Source organism: Acidobacteriota bacterium (genome assembly GCA_004299485.1).
Classification (GTDB): domain Bacteria; phylum Acidobacteriota; class Terriglobia; order Terriglobales; family SCQP01; genus SCQP01.
Genome location: SCQP01000008.1, coordinates 72,092 through 89,205, shown reverse-complemented (window position 1 = coordinate 89,205; position 17,114 = coordinate 72,092). Strand labels below are relative to the sequence as shown.

The 17,114-nt window shown below is 63.8% G+C and carries 15 protein-coding genes and 1 tRNA gene; 8 read left to right on the top strand and 8 right to left on the bottom strand.

The annotated features are described in order from the left end of the window. The first annotated feature begins 8 nt into the window (after positions 1–8). Positions 9–596: a hypothetical protein gene (locus EPN33_06760; GenBank protein ID TAN22633.1), complete on the top strand. Its 588-nt coding sequence runs from the start codon at positions 9–11 to the stop codon at positions 594–596. Between the two features lie 322 nt (positions 597–918). Then, entirely contained in the window at positions 919–1,323 is a 405-nt protein-coding gene (locus tag EPN33_06755) for a hypothetical protein (GenBank protein TAN22632.1), read from the top strand. Here the strand turns inward: EPN33_06755 and EPN33_06750 are convergent. Both EPN33_06750 and EPN33_06745 read right to left on the bottom strand, forming a co-directional pair. Beyond that, on the bottom strand, positions 1,320–2,153 hold the full coding sequence (locus EPN33_06750; protein TAN22631.1) for a tetratricopeptide repeat protein: 834 nt from the start codon (positions 2,151–2,153) through the stop codon (positions 1,320–1,322). The genes EPN33_06755 and EPN33_06750 overlap by 4 nt on opposite strands. A 71-nt stretch (positions 2,154–2,224) precedes the next feature. After that, the gene (locus tag EPN33_06745) at positions 2,225–4,819 is read right to left on the bottom strand and encodes a penicillin-binding protein 1A (protein TAN22630.1); all 2,595 of its coding nucleotides are present in this window, start codon (positions 4,817–4,819) and stop codon (positions 2,225–2,227) included. 60 nt (positions 4,820–4,879) lie between these two features. Between EPN33_06745 and EPN33_06740 the strand changes: the two genes are divergently transcribed. Beyond that, positions 4,880–5,851 (top strand): radical SAM protein, encoded by a 972-nt coding sequence (locus tag EPN33_06740; protein TAN22811.1) that lies wholly within the window; start codon positions 4,880–4,882, stop codon positions 5,849–5,851. On the opposite strand, the gene EPN33_06735 is transcribed toward EPN33_06740, so the two are convergent. Beyond that, positions 5,848–7,524: a proline--tRNA ligase gene (locus tag EPN33_06735; protein TAN22629.1), complete on the bottom strand. Its 1,677-nt coding sequence runs from the start codon at positions 7,522–7,524 to the stop codon at positions 5,848–5,850. The genes EPN33_06740 and EPN33_06735 overlap by 4 nt on opposite strands. Positions 7,525–7,606: 82 nt before the next feature. Here EPN33_06735 and EPN33_06730 point away from each other — a divergent pair, with 82 nt between their 5' ends. Beyond that, positions 7,607–8,002 (top strand): metallopeptidase family protein, encoded by a 396-nt coding sequence (locus EPN33_06730; GenBank protein TAN22628.1) that lies wholly within the window; start codon positions 7,607–7,609, stop codon positions 8,000–8,002. A gap of 77 nt (positions 8,003–8,079) precedes the next feature. Then, positions 8,080–8,155 (top strand) — tRNA-Thr (locus EPN33_06725). 2 nt (positions 8,156–8,157) lie between these two features. Here the strand turns inward: EPN33_06725 and EPN33_06720 are convergent. Next, positions 8,158–9,264, bottom strand: coding sequence for a two pore domain potassium channel family protein (locus EPN33_06720; GenBank protein ID TAN22627.1), 1,107 nt, complete (start codon positions 9,262–9,264; stop codon positions 8,158–8,160). 52 nt (positions 9,265–9,316) lie between these two features. Then, positions 9,317–9,916: a short chain dehydrogenase gene (locus tag EPN33_06715; GenBank protein ID TAN22626.1), complete on the bottom strand. Its 600-nt coding sequence runs from the start codon at positions 9,914–9,916 to the stop codon at positions 9,317–9,319. A gap of 88 nt (positions 9,917–10,004) precedes the next feature. On the opposite strand from EPN33_06715, the gene EPN33_06710 reads away from it, so the two are divergent. The 3 genes from EPN33_06710 (at position 10,005) to EPN33_06700 (ending at position 11,708) form a co-directional block, all read left to right on the top strand. After that, on the top strand, positions 10,005–10,583 hold the full coding sequence (locus EPN33_06710; GenBank protein TAN22625.1) for a DUF2249 domain-containing protein: 579 nt from the start codon (positions 10,005–10,007) through the stop codon (positions 10,581–10,583). Between the two features lie 192 nt (positions 10,584–10,775). Then, on the top strand, positions 10,776–11,258 hold the full coding sequence (locus EPN33_06705; protein TAN22624.1) for a nucleotidyltransferase: 483 nt from the start codon (positions 10,776–10,778) through the stop codon (positions 11,256–11,258). Positions 11,259–11,291: 33 nt separating this feature from the next. Beyond that, entirely contained in the window at positions 11,292–11,708 is a 417-nt protein-coding gene (locus EPN33_06700) for a DUF4190 domain-containing protein (protein ID TAN22623.1), read from the top strand. 1 nt (position 11,709) lies between these two features. Here the strand turns inward: EPN33_06700 and EPN33_06695 are convergent, their stop codons facing one another. The 3 genes from EPN33_06695 to EPN33_06685 form a co-directional block, all read right to left on the bottom strand. Then, positions 11,710–12,195, bottom strand: a complete 486-nt coding sequence (locus tag EPN33_06695) for a carboxymuconolactone decarboxylase family protein (GenBank protein ID TAN22622.1) — start codon at positions 12,193–12,195, stop codon at positions 11,710–11,712. Between the two features lie 276 nt (positions 12,196–12,471). After that, entirely contained in the window at positions 12,472–15,060 is a 2,589-nt protein-coding gene (locus tag EPN33_06690) for a serine/threonine-protein kinase (protein ID TAN22621.1), read from the bottom strand. Then, positions 15,057–17,078: a S9 family peptidase gene (locus EPN33_06685; protein TAN22620.1), complete on the bottom strand. Its 2,022-nt coding sequence runs from the start codon at positions 17,076–17,078 to the stop codon at positions 15,057–15,059. The genes EPN33_06690 and EPN33_06685 overlap by 4 nt, the downstream gene beginning before the upstream one ends. Positions 17,079–17,114 lie beyond the last annotated feature (36 nt).

Below are 17,114 nucleotides of genomic sequence, written 5' to 3'. Positions count from 1 at the left end.
GAGGTTGTGTGAAACACGTTCGCTGGATGCTGGTTGCCCTAGCCTGCCTCACCCTGATCGGCTTCTCCGCCGCTCAATCCGTTGACGCCTACATCGGGGCCGGAACCCTGCTCACCAAAGCCGGCCCGAGTGGTGTCCCCAAATTGGGCGGAGGTACGTACCTCAATGCCGGTGGCGATCTGATCTTTCTGCCGCATAATCTCGGCATCGGCGCCCAAGTGCAATGGCGCGCCAGCCAGAGTCAATACTTCGGCGTCGGCTCGCGCCCGGTCCTGTACACCTTCAATCTCGTATGGGAGCCGGTGCCCACCGGAGTCAGTATCCGCCCGGATTTCTCCGTCGGTATCGGCGCCGAAAACCTGCGTTTCTACACTGGCTTCTTCTCTTGTGGCACCTTTACCGGCTGTACCAACCACCAGAGCAACAACCACTTCGCCTTTCACGTCGGTGCCGGCCTGAAGGTCTACTGGGGTGAGCACATCTTCCTTCGCCCCGCCATCGACTACTACCATATCCACAACAACATACAGTACGGCGTCCCCACCGCCTGGCAGGTCGGCATTTCCCTCGGCTACACCCTCGGCCCCAGCCAATAGCCCGCCCTTGCGGGGATTGAAGTTGACAGAGAGCAGCTTTCGCGCCAGCATCAAAAGTAGAAAGAAATGAGACGGCGCGGAGGCGATCATGATCACCAAACAATGCGCAGGGTGCGGCCGATATTTTTCCGGTCAGTTCGACGGCGATTACACTTGCGCTGAATGCCGCCAACATGGTGTTATGCGCCTGCGCCCTTTGGGGCCGCTTGATGACTATTGCTGCACCATGGCGGCCGAGGCCGGTGCTTATCCGCCTCGCCGTGTCGAGTGGCCGCTTGCTTCCCGCCACAGCGCCCGCGGCCAGGCCGCCTGAAGCTGCCACGTGCCCTGCCTGATCTGTGACCTGAGGCCGCACGCGGCCTCGCTGCTTGACGAGTACCGTGCACTGCTTGGGGCCGGGGAAGCGGTAGCCCTCTTTTGGCCGGCCATCGAGGAGGCGCTTGGCGCTTGCACTGCCAGCGCTCAGGAATTACAGACCTGCTTCGAAAATGAGCAGCTCGCCTTCGTGCCCGGCTCGGAGCTCCCGCTCTGGCTGCCGCTGGATGAGTTCCACCGCGTACTCCTGATCGCCCAAGGCCCTGAGCTGCACCCTTCCGAGCGTGACCTTGCCAGTCTCCTGCTCGCCCGCGGAGCCGAAGCCGTCGAAGTGCTCTCGCCCGCCGCGGCTGCCGATCTGGCGCAGAGCTGGGCCAGCGGCCGCCGTACCGGCTCCATCGTCCTTACTTAAAAGCTCGAATACGCTCCCCGCAAGCTTCCGCCGTTTCCGCCTTTCGTCGGCACAGGCGGCAGGGGCGGCAGCCCCATCAGCGTGCGGTACTCCGGCCGCTGCCGCAGCGGTGCAAACGCCGGATCAGTCAACGAGGCTTTCAGCTCTTTGTAATGCATGTCGTAGGCCTGGCTGAACTCATGCACCGCCTCGTTCAGCATGCCCATGCTGCAAAACAGCCGCGCCAGGTCATAGTGAAACCGGGCCGTGTTCGCTCCCTGTACATCCTGCACAATGGGTCCGCCGCTGCTCACCGGAAACAGCGAATCCGGATCGATCCGTAGCGCCACCCGGAATGCGGCGAGGGCCGGCTCGAACTTCTTCTGTGCAAACAGCACCCCGCCCAGGTTGACGTAATACGTGGCCTTGGTCGGGTCCAGCCGGATCGCCTGCTGGAATTGCTTGGCCGCATTCTTCCATTTGCGTTTCATGTAGTACACCGTGCCCAGGTTGTTGCGGTACCGGCCCGACTTCTTGTCTTTCTTGATCGCTTCCTTGTAGTACTTTTCCGCCATGCCCAGGTTGTTGACCTGTTGGTACGCAATGCCCAGTCGGTTGTACAGCGGCGCGGTCCGCATGTGTTTGTCGCGCAGCGTTTGCTGCAGCAGCGCAACTGCCTCGGTGTAGTTCCGCTCCGCCAGATAAATGTCGGCGCGCTGTCCCACTGTCAGCTCCGCCGGCTTGGCGGGTGCATTCGAACTGTACGTTTGTGCCGCTGCTGGCAGCCATAGCGCCGCCATCAGGAAGAGTGCAACCCCTACCGCGCTTGCGCCTGCTACTCGCGTTCGCATAGTGCCTCCACACTTGGCTATCTATGACGCCAGTATCCTCCCGTCCCGTCTCTATGGCAAGCCCACGTGGGTTACAGTAGGCCGCCGCCCCCGCCGCCGTTTTTACTGTCTCCACCGCCGCCGATCGCATGCAGCAACCGCCCGAAAAATCCGCGCTTGGGCTGGGGTTTTGGCTTCGCTGCGGGCAATTCCGTGGCCGGAGCTGCGGTCAGCCGCGGCGGCAAGGCTTCCCCTTTCCTCGTGGCCGCAGCCGGCTCCGGCGGCGGTGGGGCCTCGACGTGCAGGAACTGCAGGGCTTTGTGCGTGGCCTCGGCAATGCCGCGCGGAATCAGCGGGCTGGGATGCAGGTGACACATCACCGTCGGTTGCGTCCCGTCAATGTAGTAGTTCACCTCGGTCTGGTCGGGCGGACACAGCGGCGTCGCCACTTCGTGCGAGACCGTATCGACCTTCACCGCTACCACCCCCGGTGGTGGCGCGAACGGCTGCGGATGCGAATAGCCCGGCAACTGGATGGCGGCCTTCATGAAATCCGTCCAGATGGGCAGAGCAGCGTGCGCGCCTTCAATGTCAATGTCCTGATAGTTGTCCAGCCCCACCCACACCACGCACAGCAGATTGTCGGTAAAGCCGGCAAACCAGGCATCGTGCGAGGTGCCCGTCTTGCCCGCCGCCGGCACGTCAAATCCCATGGCCCGTACCCGCACCGCCGTACCCGCCTGCAACACCGACTCCATCAGGTTCGTCGTCAGGAACGCGATCCGTGGATCCAGCACGCGTTTCGGCTTCGGCAGATGCTGCAGAATGACTTGCCCCTGCGCGTCCTGCACCGAGTCGATCAACCGCGGTTTTTCCAGCACCCCGCCGTTGTCGAACATGGTATACACGCCCGCCATCGTCAGCGGCGACGCTGTGTAGGTGCCGATCGCCTCCGACGGTGTCGGCTCCGCGCTGGTAATCCCGGCTGCGTGCGCCAGATCGGTCACCGCCTGCAGGCCCACTTCTTCCGCCAGCGTAATCGTTGCGTTGTTGAGCGAGTGTTCCAGCGCTACCCGCAGCGTCACGGGCCCGAAATATTTGTTTTCGAAGTTTGCCGGCGCATACCCGCCCGGAAACACCGTCGGCTCGTCGTTCAGAATCGAACTCTGGGTAATCGCCGGAAGATTCGGCAGCAGCCCGGTCTCCAGCGCCGTGGCGTACACGATCGGTTTAAATATGCTGCCCGTCGGCCGCTGCGCCAGCGCGTGGTTGAGTTGGCTGAAGGCGAAGTTCCGCCCCCCCACCAGCGCCAGCACCGCCCCGGTGTGCGGATCCAGCGCCACTAGCGCCACCTGCGCCTTTTCCTCCGGTTTCTTCGGCTGGCGGCCGTGATGGCGCGCCCGCCGCAGTGCCGCCAGCTCCTTATCCACCCCTACCATCCCCTCGCTCACCGCCTGCGCCGCCGCCGCCTGCAGCTCCGGGTTCAGGGTGGTGTAGATGCGGTAGCTTTCCGTCGACAAATCCTCGTTCGACGCCGCATCGCTCAGCCGGTCGCGCACCATCTCGGTGAAGTAGGGTGCATCGCTCGCCTCATTGTTCGCCGCCGTCGTCACCAGTGGCGCCTTATCGGCCTCCAGCCGCTGCGCTTCCGTGATCGCTCCGTCCGCCACCATGAACCGCAGCACTCCGTCGCGCCGCTCCTGCGCGCGCTTCGGATGCCGGTAGGGCGAGTCTCCGTTCGGCGCATGAATTATCCCCGCCAGCAACGCATCCTCCGGCAGCGTCAGTTGATTCACCGGTTTGCCGAAATACGCATCCGCCGCTTCGCCAAAGCCGTGAATCGCGTAACTGCCGCGCTGCCCCATATAAAGCTGGTTGGCGTAGAGCTCGAATATCTGCTGTTTCGTCAGCCGCTCTTCCAGCTCCATCGCCACCAGCACTTCCTCCAGCTTGCGTTTGGCGGTTTTTTCAAATCCCAGGTCGAAAATATTCCGCGCCACCTGCATGGCGATCGTGCTCGCGCCCTGTTCCTTCCGTCCCGCGCGCACGTCCCGGTAGGCCGCCGCTACCACGCGCGGCCAGTTCACCGCCCCGTGCTGAAAAAACCCCTTGTCTTCGGTGTCCAGCACCGCCTGAATCAGCATCGGCGGCAGATCCTGATAGCGCACAATCCGCCGCTTAATCCGCTTCTCATTGAACAGCGTCGTCAGCAGCTCCGGCGCCAGCGCGTAGTTATCCATCGCCTGCTGGTTTTGCAGATCGGTAATGGTCGTGACTTCGCCGTTCTGAAACTGCACCTGCACCGGAATCGTCGCGTGGTACGCCTCCGGTCCCGGCGCAATCCGTACGCTGTCGCCGGACACCAGAAACGTTCCCACCGGCGAGGCCTCACGCGCCGCATATCCCGCCGCCGTCAGCCAGTTGCTCAACTGTTGCGGCGTCAGATTCTCGCCTACCGCCACCACCTTGGGCGTCGCAAACACCAGCGACGAAGGATGAAAAATCGGCGAGGCCAGCCGTGCGTCAATGATCTCCGCGTAAAAGTTGTAGTAGTGGATAAACGCCACGCCACAGGCCACAAACACCGCGAACACCAGCGCCAACAGCACCCGTCCCGACGGCCGCGCCAGCCACCGCGCCAATCCCCTGGTTGTGATGCTTACCCGCACTTGCGACCGCTTCGGCACGTAACTTCAGGATACATTAGAGTGTTCCGGCGAACGTTTCGGCTGCATCCTATTTATATGGTGCCTAAACGGGATGTCCTGCGTGCCTGGGCCGCGCTCTTGCGCGGCCGCAAGCCTGCACTTTCTATCGAAATCACCAAAGAATGCCCGCTGCACTGTCCGGGTTGTTACGCTTTCAGTGAGGACCATGTCGGTGATGGCGTGAATCTGCGTGACTTGCATGACCTGCGCGGCGACGCCCTCGTCGAGGCCGTTGTCGCTCTGGTCCGCCGCTACAAACCGCTCCATGTCTCTATCGTCGGCGGCGACCCGCTCGTCCGTTACCGTGAAATGGAAGTCATCGTCCCTCGGCTGCTGGCGATGGGCGTATTTGTGCAAGTCGTCACCAGCGCTTTTCGCCCGCTGCCGGAATCCTGGCAGGCGCTGCCGAATTTTGAGCTGGTGGTTTCCATCGACGGCCTGCAGCCCGACCACGACCGGCGCCGCGCGCCGGCCACTTACGACCGCATTCTGAAAAATATTGCCGGCCATCAGATCGTCGTTCACTGCACCATCACGGCGCCCATGATCCGCCAGCCCGATTACCTCGATCGCTTCGTCGCGCAATGGTCCGCCAACGCGAACGTCAAAAAAATCTGGATGAGCATTTTCACGCCGCAGATCGGCGAAACGCTCGCCGAAATTCCCACCGCTCCCGAGCGCGCCCGCATCATCGCCGAACTGTTCCGCCTGCGCGAAAAATATCCCAGCCTCGACATGCCTCGCGGCCTGGTCGCGGCGCTCGAACATCCGCCGTCTTCGCCGCGCGAGTGCATCTTCGCCCGCGCCACCACCGTCGTCTCCGCCGATCTGCGCTCCACCATCGCTCCCTGCCAGTTCGGCGGCCGGCCCGATTGCGAACGTTGCGGCTGCTTCGCCTCCATGGGCTTGGCCGCCATCGGCGACTACCGTCTGCCCGGCGGCCTCAAAGCCGGCACCATTTTTCACGCCTCCGCTACCCTCGGCGAGCAAATCGAGCGCTGGGTCAACTAAAGTGCCGCGACCGCAGCTTCCGCGCTGAGTTCCTGTTTCTCCCGTTTGGCGCGCTCCACCAGCTCGACAATCCCTTCGCCGGCTTTCTTGCCCACCGTGATCCGGTGCGGAATCCCGATCAGGTCGGCGTCCTTGAACTTCACCCCCGGCCGTTCATCCCGGTCATCGAGCAGCACATCGCGCCCTTTCGCCCGCAGTTCTTTATAGAGGCGCTCGCTCAGCTCCGCCACGTTCTTGTCGCTCAAGTTGGTCGGCGTAATCACCACTGCAAACGGCGCAATTGTCCGCGGCAGCCAGAAGCCTTCGCTATCGTGGTTCTGCTCAATCGCTGCGGTTAGAATCCGCTCCATGCCGATGCCATACGATCCCATAATCGGCACGATTTCCTTGCCGTCCTTGTCCAGTACCCGCACGCCCAGCTTGTCGGCGTACTTCCGCCCCAGCTTGAAAATATGTCCTACCTCGATCGCCTGCGCCACCGTCAGCGGCTGGCCGCACTTCGGGCAGCCGTCGCCGTGCCGCACGTCGCGCACATCCACCCACTCCGCCTGAAAATGCACCCCGGGCGTCACCTGCCGGAGGTGATACCCCTCTTCATTCGCGCCCACGGTAAGATTCCTCCGCCCCTGCAGCGCCAAATCCGCCAGAATCCGCACCGGCTTCGCCGTGTGCAGCGGTCCCACCGATCCCGGCGGCGTCCCAAAATATTCGACAATCTCTTCCGGATGCGCCGGCCGGAACTCTCCGCCCAGCGCGGTGCCCAGCTTCGCCTCGCTGGCCTCGTCATCGCCCCGCACCAGCACCAGCACCGGCTTTTCGCCCACCATATACACCAGCGATTTTGCCAGCCGCCCCTCCGCCTCACCGGTAAACGCCGCCAGCTCGGCAATCGTGTGCGCCCCCGGCGTGGCAAACTTTTCCGGGTCGCCTTTCGCTTCCGGATCCTTCACTGCTGCCGGCGTTCCGCTCGCCTTTTCCAGATTCGCTGCGTACCCGCACGCCACGCACTGTGCGATCACGTCTTCGCCCGCATCGCCCAGCACCATGAACTCCTGCGACTCCGCCCCGCCCATCGATCCCGAGTGCGCCTCCACCGCCACGTACCGCAACCCGCACCGGTCATAAATTCTCCGGTACACGGCATCGTGCTTGCGGTAGCTCACATCGAGCCCGGCTTCGTCCACGTCGAAGCTGTAGGCGTCTTTCATGATGAACTCGCGCACCCGCAGCAGCCCCTGCCGCGGCCGCGGTTCATCCCGGAACTTCGTCTGAATCTGATACCAGATCTGCGGCAACTGCTTGTAGCTGCGGATCTCGCCCGCGGCAATCGAGGCCATCACCTCTTCTTCCGTCATCCCCAGGCACATATCCCGCTGGAAGCGGTCCTTGAGCCGAAACATGTTCCCGCCCATCAGCTCCCACCGCCCGCTTGCCTGCCAGAGCTCCGCCGGATGCAGCGCCGGAAGCTGAAACTCCTGCCCGATGGTGTCCATCTCTTCCCGCACGATCTGCTGAATCTTCAGTAGCGACCGCCATGCCAGCGGCAAATAGCTGTACAGCCCCGCCGCAAGCTGCCGGATGTACCCCGCCCGCAGCAAATAAATGTGGCTCGCCACCTCCGCATCTGCCGGCGCCTCGCGCAGCGTCGGAATAAACATTTGGCTCCATCGCATAGAACAACAGGTTATCAGTTCTCAGTTTTCAGTTGTCAGTTTGCTCCCTCCTCTGGCTGCCACATAATCAAGGAAGTAGCGTATGCGCGCCTCAGAGTTTGAAAGCATCGTGGAACAAGCTCTGGCCAATATCCCTGAGGAGTTTCGCGCCCGTCTCGATAACGTGAGCATCACGGTTGAGGACGAACCCACTCCGGCCACTCTTGAGGCGCGCGGCGTAGCCCTTGGCGGAACCCTGCTGGGGTTGTACGAAGGCCGGCCGCTGACCGTCCGCAGCAGCTTCGATACCTTCTCCCTCCCCGACCGCATCACCATTTTTCAGGGCCCCCACGAGCGCCTCGCCCGCAACCGCGAGCATCTTGAGCGTCTGGTCGAGCAGACCGTCTGGCACGAAATCGCCCATTACCTCGGCATGGATGAAGATCACGTCCGCGCCGCCGAGCGCACCCGCCACGCCCACCACCTCTGGCCTCACTGAAACGCCTTGCCCTCCGGCTTGCTACAATAATTCCTGCCCGTCCGTATGCAGCGGCAACTCTCCGGCCCCAGTACTTGGCCGACGTAGCTCAGTTGGTAGAGCGGCTGATTCGTAATCAGCAGGTCTCCGGTTCGAACCCGGACGTCGGCTCCAGCTTAATAGTGGCGTTCGACTTCACGTTCGCGCTGCTTGACGATGCCGGTGGCGCCGGTGGCGAAGCGATCCCAGGGGCTGCGCTGCCAATTGTCGGGGACGTTCGGATTGCCGAGCCAGCGCGGAGGTTCCAGTTTTAAATGGGCGGCGATTCCCAGCAAATGCGGTTCATAGAGCTGGCGCAGGGCAATGAGCTGGCGCCGGTTCGCCTCCTCCCAGCGCAGCGGCACGCCGGCTTCGGTCAGCCCCGCCTGCAGCCGGGTCAGGTCGGCGTCCGGTAGCCGGTCGGGAATCGTCCGCGGAAGCCGGTGGATGAAAATCTGCGCCAAATCCACCACGGCATGCCGGGCGACCGCAAAGGTGAGCTGGGCTTGCCGGGTGCAGTGATCCTCGCCGCAGGCCAGCAGCAAGGCACAGGCATCGAGCATGCTTCCGAGTGCCGCCACCCAGGATTGGTTCACGTGTTGGGAACGGAAATATCCCAGCACCGGGTACGAGATATGGGTTTCCAGTAGCTCGGCCGACCACCGCTCCCACTCCGCCAGGTAGGTCTGTAATTCCTCCAGCGCGCCCGCATGGCGGCGCAGCAGTTCCGACGCCGAGGGTGGCGAACCGGCGCGGGCGTCGAGCATCGAAATGGAGGTCTCGCGGCGTGAGAAGCCGGCGTACAGCACCGGCAAGTAGCTGATGATGATGGCCACGAAACCGAGGCCCAGCCCCCCTTCGGCGACTGCCAGTACGCGGCTGAAGGCGGTATGCGGCACGGCGCCGCCGATGCCGATGGTGAGCAGCGTGACCCCGCTCAGGTACACGTCCATGCCGAAGCCGCGCAGTGGTTCGGGTGTCTGCAGCGGCGACCCCAGCGACCAGTACACGCAGGCAAATCCGCCAATCAGGATCACCGCCCAAAGGACAAAGAGCAGCAGCATGGATAGCGGGCCAAACAAGCTGAGTGCCGATTCCCGGCGCCGGCCGCGCAGCCGCGCTGCTGCCGCCGACCACACTGGCCAGATGCCCTGGAAATAGACGCGGGTGAAGCGAAACCGCCCGTTCAGCCGCCGCGGCAGGATCATGGTTTCGAATGCATCGCGCAGCACAAACGCGATCATCGCCCATCCTGCAATCCCGCCGAATACCCTGCCGATCACTGGTTCGAGCCCCTCATGAGACCCCTGGTTCGATGATGCTGCCTTGGCGGTCGCCTTCCACGCTGGCAGCGTAAGCTTTGGCCACCTCGGCGGCCGGCAGACCGACATTGGGGTCCATGTGGAGTTGGATCAACGTCTCTCTGACCCACGGCGGGCTGACCACGTTGATCCGCAGCCGCCGCGGCAGCTCCAGCGCCGCCGCCCGCACGAACCCCTCCAGCGCCGCGTTCACCAGGGACACCGCCGCGCTGCCCGCCATCGGTTTCTGCGCCAGCACGCCCGACGTGAGCGTAATCGAGCCGTCCTCCCGCAGGTAATCTTTGGCAATCCGTGCCAGTCCCACCTGCCCCATCAGCTTGCTCCGAAGCCCAAGCTGGTAGTCGGTATCGGTCAGTTCCGCAAACGGCCGGAACGCCGCATCGCCGGCGCAGCACACCACCGCATCAACGTCTTTCACCTGTTCGAACATTGCCCGGACCGACCCCGCATTCTCCAGATCAACCTTCACCGCCGCCTTACGGCTGGCGCCAATCACTTCGTGCCGTTTCGCTTCCAGCGTCTTGACGACCGCCGACCCAATCGTCCCACTTCCGCCAACCACGATGATCTTCATGTCTATCAGCCTAACGCGGAACGCCGCCAGTCTCGCCCCGTGACGCCGGTCACGGCAGCTTCGGTCTCGCGCCTGCCACACTGATTTCGTGACTCCCACCAACGTGCTCGAAGCTGCTGATTTCAACGATCATCATATTGGCCATCGCGTCGTGCTTGAGGATCCCATCCGCCGCGTCCTGCTGGTCTCGCTCCGCAAAGGCCAAACCCTCGCCGAGAACACCGCCGAGGGGTTGCTGACCATTTACTGCGCTTCCGGCCAGGTCGAGCTGAACCATCGGCCCGGCAAATCTACCCTCAAAGCCGGCGACATCATCGGCCTGGTTCCGGGCGAACGCCACAGCCTCCTGGCGCTTGAGGATGCTCGCCTTCTGGTCACCCTCGTTCATCCCGCCCCGGAAGCGCTCTGGAACTCGCTCGCCCCCAGCGGACGCGACCTCGACCTGCGCTCCGTCCCCCACGCCCAGCGCCACAGTACCGTCTTTTACGCCTTCGACAATCTCGCCGTCGGTGAAAAATTCTTCATTGTTAATGACCACGACCCCCAGCCCCTCCGCTTCCAGATCGAGCAGGCCCGCCCCGGCGAAATGAGCTGGGAATACGCCCTTCGCGGTCCCGAGCATTTCCGCATCGAGATCGCCCGCGTCGCCGCTCCCGCCCGCGCCTGAACCCCTCTATACTGGGTCCATGGAGCGGCGCATTGCCTGGGCCGATTCGATCCTCGACACCATGGAAAGCGGCATTGACGTGTCGCAAATCGACGAGCGTCTCGCCATGACTCCCGAGCAGCGTCTGGAGAGCTTGCAGTCGTTCCTGGCATTTCTCGATGAGTTGCGGTGCGTCTGGAAGAACGCTCCGAAATGACCGCTGACTTTCACGGACTGCTCTCCACGCTGAAGGCGCATGAGGTCGCGTTCGTCGTGATTGGCGGCGCCGCCCTCGTCCTCCACGGCTCGGCACGTAGCACCCAGGACCTTGACATCTGCTACGACCGCGAGCGCAGCAATCTGCTGCGCCTTGCGGAAGCCATTGCTCCGCTGCGCCCTCGCCTGCGCGATGCGCCTGTCGAGCTACCGTTTCGTCTCGACGAGGCGGCGTTGCGCAGCGGATTGAATTTCAAGCTGACCACGGATCTGGGGGATCTGGATCTTCTCGGCGAGGTCGCCGGGATTGGCGGCTACAGCGTCTTGCATGCGACAGCCACGGTCCTGCCACTCTATGGCGTTACCGTCGAGGTCATGGATCTCGATTCCCTGGAGCGTGCCAAGGCTGCGGCCGGCAGGTTGAAAGACGTACTCGATATCGCCGAGATCCGCCTCCTCCGCGCCCGTCAGCCCAACTAGCCTGTGCTACACTCGGCGGGCGAGCCATCTGTCATGACCGACGCTCCTCATTTCTGCGGCGCCTGTGGCCAGCCCGTCGATCCCGCTCAGCCCCTCTGCCCGCATTGCGGCGCCGCGCTGTCTGCTCCCCTCCCGCCACCGCCTCCGGCAGTGCCCGTGCCCGCGGCCGCGCTTGCCAATGGCGAAACCAACGGTTTTGCCATCGCCAGCCTCGTGCTCGGCATTCTCTGGCTTTACTGGCTCGGCTCCATTCTGGCCATCGTCTTCGGCCACATCGCCCTGGTGCAGATCCGGCGCAGGCAAGGCAACTCTGCCGGGCGCGGCATGGCCATTGCCGGCCTCGTGCTCGGCTACATCGGTATCGCCATCGCCATCCTGATCATCGCCCTCGTGCTCTCTCTCCCGATCTTTTTTCACGGCCATTTCCCCGGTCGCGGCATCGTCGTGTGAACTAAGCCGCCTTCTCGCGCAGTTCCAGGCGCTGCCGGGGATGATACTGACCCGGCGGTGTCCGGAACGGAATCGCCAGCCGGTTCCAGCAGTTGATCGCGATGATCGCCATGGTCAGGTCCACCAGCTCCTTTTCGTCGAAGTGCCGTCGCGCCTCTGCATACACCTCATCCGGCGCCCGATCCCGGCTGATCTGCGTCACCGCCTCGGTCCAGGCGAGCGCCGCCCGTTCGCGCTCGTTGAAAAACGGCGTCTCCCGCCATGCCGATAGCGTGTACAGCCGCTGCTCGGTTTCACCCTTCAGCCGCGCATCCTGCGAATGCATGTCCAGGCAGTATGCGCAGCCGTTGATCTGCGAGGCTCGCATCTTCACCAGCTCCTGCAGTTTCGGATCCAGACTCGTCTGTCCGTCTACGTAGTGCTGCACCCCCAGCAAGGCATGAACCGCCAGAGGCGCTACTTTGTTGTACTCAATTCGCTGCGCCATAGTGCCTCGACGGATGCGAAGGGCCTTCCCGTTGTTGCCCGCCGCTCCCGCAGCGCCGATGTTGCATCCAACCCTCCGGGACTTTTCCCTTGTGAGGCTGTGCCATGGCCATGGAAACCGGCGAACGCTACACCTGCTCCAACCCCAACTGCGGCTGCGAAATCGAAGTCACCCGCGGCGCCAAGCCGGGCGGCGGCGGCGCCATGAATCCGCGCTGCTGCTGCGGCAACGAGATGAGGCAGAGCAGCGCGGGCGAGCGCGAAGAAGTCGCATAGGTCAATGCCGTAGCAACGATGTCCAGTGTGTAATCACGGTGATTGGCGCAGCGGAACCGCTGTTGAGCAAGCCAATGATGCGGCCGCCATCGGAGGAGACGGCGTAGCTATAGCCGCTTCCATAGGCATTCAGCGGCCCGAATAGAGCTTTGGGCGAGCCCAGGGTTGCCGCGTTGGCCTGTAAACGCACGGGCACGGCCATCAGGCGCGGTTGCGGAGCGAGGAAGTAGATGGTTTTGCCGTCGGCACTCCAGCGCGGTTGGTGGCCGCCCGCCAGCGAGACCTGATAGCGCGCTCCCGGGCCGGGGAACTGGGTCAGATAGACCTGACGGTCCGACATGTAGACGACCCAGCGGCCGTCGGGCGAGAACTGCAGATCGCGCACAACTCCGGTGGAGTGGATGCGGGCGGCAGGGCTTGAACCCATCCAGATGTAAGGCTTGCCCGCGCCCTGGAGCGGAAGAACCAGCACGTTGTCGCCGGCTTGCCCCAGCAGCGCCAGACGCCCATCGCGCCCAATGCTAAATGGGACGAAGGGAATGGAGGCGGAATATAAAACTGTGGGCGGACTGACGCTGTCGGGGCGGCGTTCCACCAGTTCAAAGCGTTCGCGGTTGCGGCGTATGTAAACAATCTGGCCATTCGCCGGGTTCCAGGCCGCCGCCGTGCTCTTGGCGGAAGGGTCCAGCAGCGTGCGCGCATTCCGCGTCAAGTCGTAAATCCAGAGGCCCGAGTCCGGCTGAACGTCCGCCAGTTGCTGGCCATTGGGGGAAAGCTCAAGATCGCCAAATGTCGCCGCCGCGGCGAGGGTTTGCAACTGGTGGCCGCTGCGGTCAAAAATGGCGAGCTGTGCGGGGCCGCCGCTGCCGAGCTGATAAAACAGCGTGCCGTGGGCGGCGCCGAAGAAGGCGTGCGGTGTAACGCTCTCGGTGGTGATGGCGCCGGCAAGCGTTTGCGGTTGTCCGGCGAAGGCGAGGGTCCTGGCGTCGAACGGCTGCGCCACCAGCGCCCCGCTGCGTTCAAAGATCAGGGAGCCGGAGTCATAAACGGCGTTGCTGTCGGCCATTCCGAGCGATACGACGCGTGGCGAGTCCAGGCTGCCCACCTTGAGCCGGCTGCCCTGGGTGGTGGTGGCCATGAAGAGGAAATGATTGCCATCGGGCAAGAACCAGGGCATGACATCGCCGGTTTCGCCAGCTTTGACGTCGACCACCGTCGCTGGCCGGCGCGAGCCGCCGGAGGCCGAGATGCGGAAGATTGGGCCAGTCGTAGCGGGGCAATAGAGAATTACACCGCGCGGGCTCCAGCTTCCGCCGACGTCGTTGGGCACGGGAGCAAGGGCGGTGGGAGTGCCGCCGTTCAGATCGAGGCGCATCAGTTCGCCATGGGCGAAGTAGGCGACGGAGTTGCCGTCCGGCGACCAGAACAGGCTCGACCAGCCGCTGCCATCCACTGAGCCAGCCGCCTGTGTGCCGGCCAGAGGCGATACGGTCACAGAATCGAGCGGGCGCAGAAACAGCTGCGACATCTGGTTGGGCGCGGCGCCGAAGACCAGTCGGCGGCCATCGGGTGAAAGCGCGGCGATGCCGTTATCGAAGTTCGCATCCGCGGGCGGCGCGACGGTGAAGGCGACGGCGGAGGCAGCAGGAGCGGGATGCCGGGCGAGTGCGAGCCAGGCGAAAACCGCCGCGACGGCCAGAGCCACCGCGGCCACAATCCACGCGGCCAGCGGTGAGCGGCGTGTCCGTGCGGGAGCTGTGGCGTCCGGTTGCGATTGGGCCACCAGCGCCATGGTGTCGCCAATGTCGCGTAAGCGCAGCTTGGGGTTCTTTTCGAGGCAGCGCCGCAGCAGCGGGCGCAGCGGCGCGGGCGCGCGGTTCCAGTCGGGCGTTTCCTTGAGCACCGCGGCCAGGGTCTCGGAAATTGTTTCTCCGGCGAAAAGGCGCTCGCCGGTGGCCATTTCCCAGACCACGGCGCCAAACGCCCAGATGTCGGCACGCTTGTCCACGGGCTTGCCCTTGGCCTGCTCGGGCGCCATGTAGGCGGCCGTGCCCAGAATCGTGCCCACCAAGGTTGCGGGCGTGGTGAGGGTGGGCGCATCGGATAAATCCGTGCTGGAGTCGGTGCTCAGCGCTTTGGCGAGGCCGAAGTCGAGGATCTTTACGCGGTCGTCGAGCGAGAGTTTGATATTGGCGGGCTTGAGATCGCGATGGATCACGCCGTGCTCGTGGGCGAACTCGAGGCCGTCCGCGATCTGCTGGGCGATGGGCAGCAGCTCGTCGAGCGGGATGGGGCCTTGCAGGATGCGCTCTGCCAGGGTCGGGCCCTCGACCAGCTCCATCACCAGTGCCCGCTCCTCGACGCCGTAGACGGCGGCGATATTGGGGTGATTCAAGCCCGCGAGCAACTGCGCTTCGCGCGCGAAGCGGGCCATGCGCATGGCGTCGCCCGCCATCGCCGCGGGCAGCAGCTTGATGGCGACTTCGCGGTTGAGCTTGGTGTCGGTCGCGCGCCAGACCTCTCCCATGCCGCCGGCGCCCAGTGGGGCCGTGAGACGGAAATGCGCAATCGAAGTGGGCGCCGTACTCATGGCTGTAGCATACCTAGAATCCAGGCGTACTCAAACGCGGTCTCCTTGAGGCGGTCGTAGCGGCCGGAGGCGCCGCCGTGGCCGGCGCCCAGGTTGGTCTTCAGGAGCACCGTCGCATTCGGGTTGAGTGCCTGCAGCTTCGCGACGTACTTGGCCGGCTCCCAGTACATCACCTGACTGTCGTTCAGGCTTGTCGTGACCAGCAGCGCCGGATAGCGGTGCGCCGCGAGGTTGTCGTAGGGGCTGTACGAGAGCATGTAGGCGAACGCGTCTGCCTGCCGCGGATCACCCCACTCCAGATACTCGCCCGTCGTGAGTGGCAGCGACTCGTCACACATGGTGTTGATCACATCCACAAACGGTACCGCCAGATGCGCCGCCGCAAACAGCTCCGGCCGCATATTCACGACTGCGCCGATCAGCAAGCCGCCGGCGCTGCCGCCCTCAATCGCGAGCTTCTCTGGCTGCGTCCAGCGCTGGGCGATCAGATACTCGGCGCAGTCGATGAAATCCGTAAACGTATTTTTCTTCTGCATCAGCATGCCGGCGTCGTGCCAGGCCTCGCCCAGCTCATTGCCGCCGCGCACATGGGCGATGGCGTAGGCCACGCCCCGGTCCAGCAAACTCAGCCGGGAAATCGAAAATCCAGCGGACAATCCATAGCCGTAGGATCCGTAGCCGTACAGCAGCAGCGGCGAGGCGCCATCGCGCGCGAAGCCGGACGGATAAACGATGCTGATGGGCACGCGCACCCCATCCCGCGCCGTGGCCCAGAGCCGCTCGCACTTGTATCGTGCCGCGTCATATCCGCCCAGCACCGGCTGCTGCTTCAGCAGTCTGGCGGCACCGGTCGCGAGGTCGTACTCGAAGATGCTGGCCGGCGTCACCGGACTTTCGTACTGATACCGGAATGCCCTCGTCGCAAACTCCGGGTTCGCTGACGGGAACAAACTGTACACCGGCTCGGGCACTGCAATCGTGCTCCACTTGCCTGTGGCGAACTCCAGCACCCGCAGCCGCTCCAGCCCCAGGCGCCGATCTGCTATCACCGCGTAGTCCTGGAATAAGTCCACGCCCTCCAGCAGCACTTCCGGATCGTGCGCCAGCATCTCGCGCCAGTGCTGCGGCTCCGGATGCTCCACCGCGGTCGTCAGCAGCCGGAAATTCTTCGCCCCGCGGTTGCTGCGGATGTAGAACAACCCCGCCCGGTGATCGAGGTCATATTTATGATCCCGCTCGCGGGCCAGAAATAGCCGCGGCTCGCTCGCCGGCGCATCGGAGCGCCAATAGCGGAACTCGGTCGAATCGGTTGCCGCCGCTTCCAGCAGCAGATACTCCCGGTCGCGCGTGCGCTGGACGCCGATGCTGTAGAGCTCGTCGGCCTCGTGATAGATCTCTTCCGCGGCGCCGTCGAGGGGATGACGCCACAAGCGATCGCTGCGCTTGGTGGTTTCATCTTCGGTCGTGTAAAACAGCGTCTGGTTATCGCTGGCCCACTCGAGCGAGGTTACGCGCTCTGCCGTCGTCTTCAGCAGGCCGCCGGTCGTCGTCAAATCCTTCACGTACAAGCGGTAGCGCCGCATGCCGGTGGTGTCGGTCGTGTAGGCCAGCGTGGTGGCGTCATCGCTGATCGCAAATGCCCCCAGGCCCAGAAAGCTGTGCCCCTCCGCCAGCACATTCAAATCCAGCAGAATCTCCTCTTCCGCCTCGGTGCTCCCCTGTTTGCGTGCGTAGATCGGGTACTGTTTTCCCTCGACCGTCCGGCTGTAATACCAGTACTCCCCCCGCCGCACCGGCACGCTCAAATCCGTCTGCTGAATCCGCCCCAGCATCTCCTGGTACAGCGCTTCCCCGAACGCCTTCGCGTCCGCGGTCGCGGCCTCGGTATAGGCGTTTTCGGCCTTGAGGTAGTCGAGCACCTCCGGGTTTTCCCGTTCGCGCAGCCAGTAATAGTCATCGCTGAACGTTTGGCCATGACGGTTTTCAACATGTGGGTGTTTGGCAGCAATGGGAGGCATACTTTATTAATTTTCTCTTGGCACGGTCCGCAACGG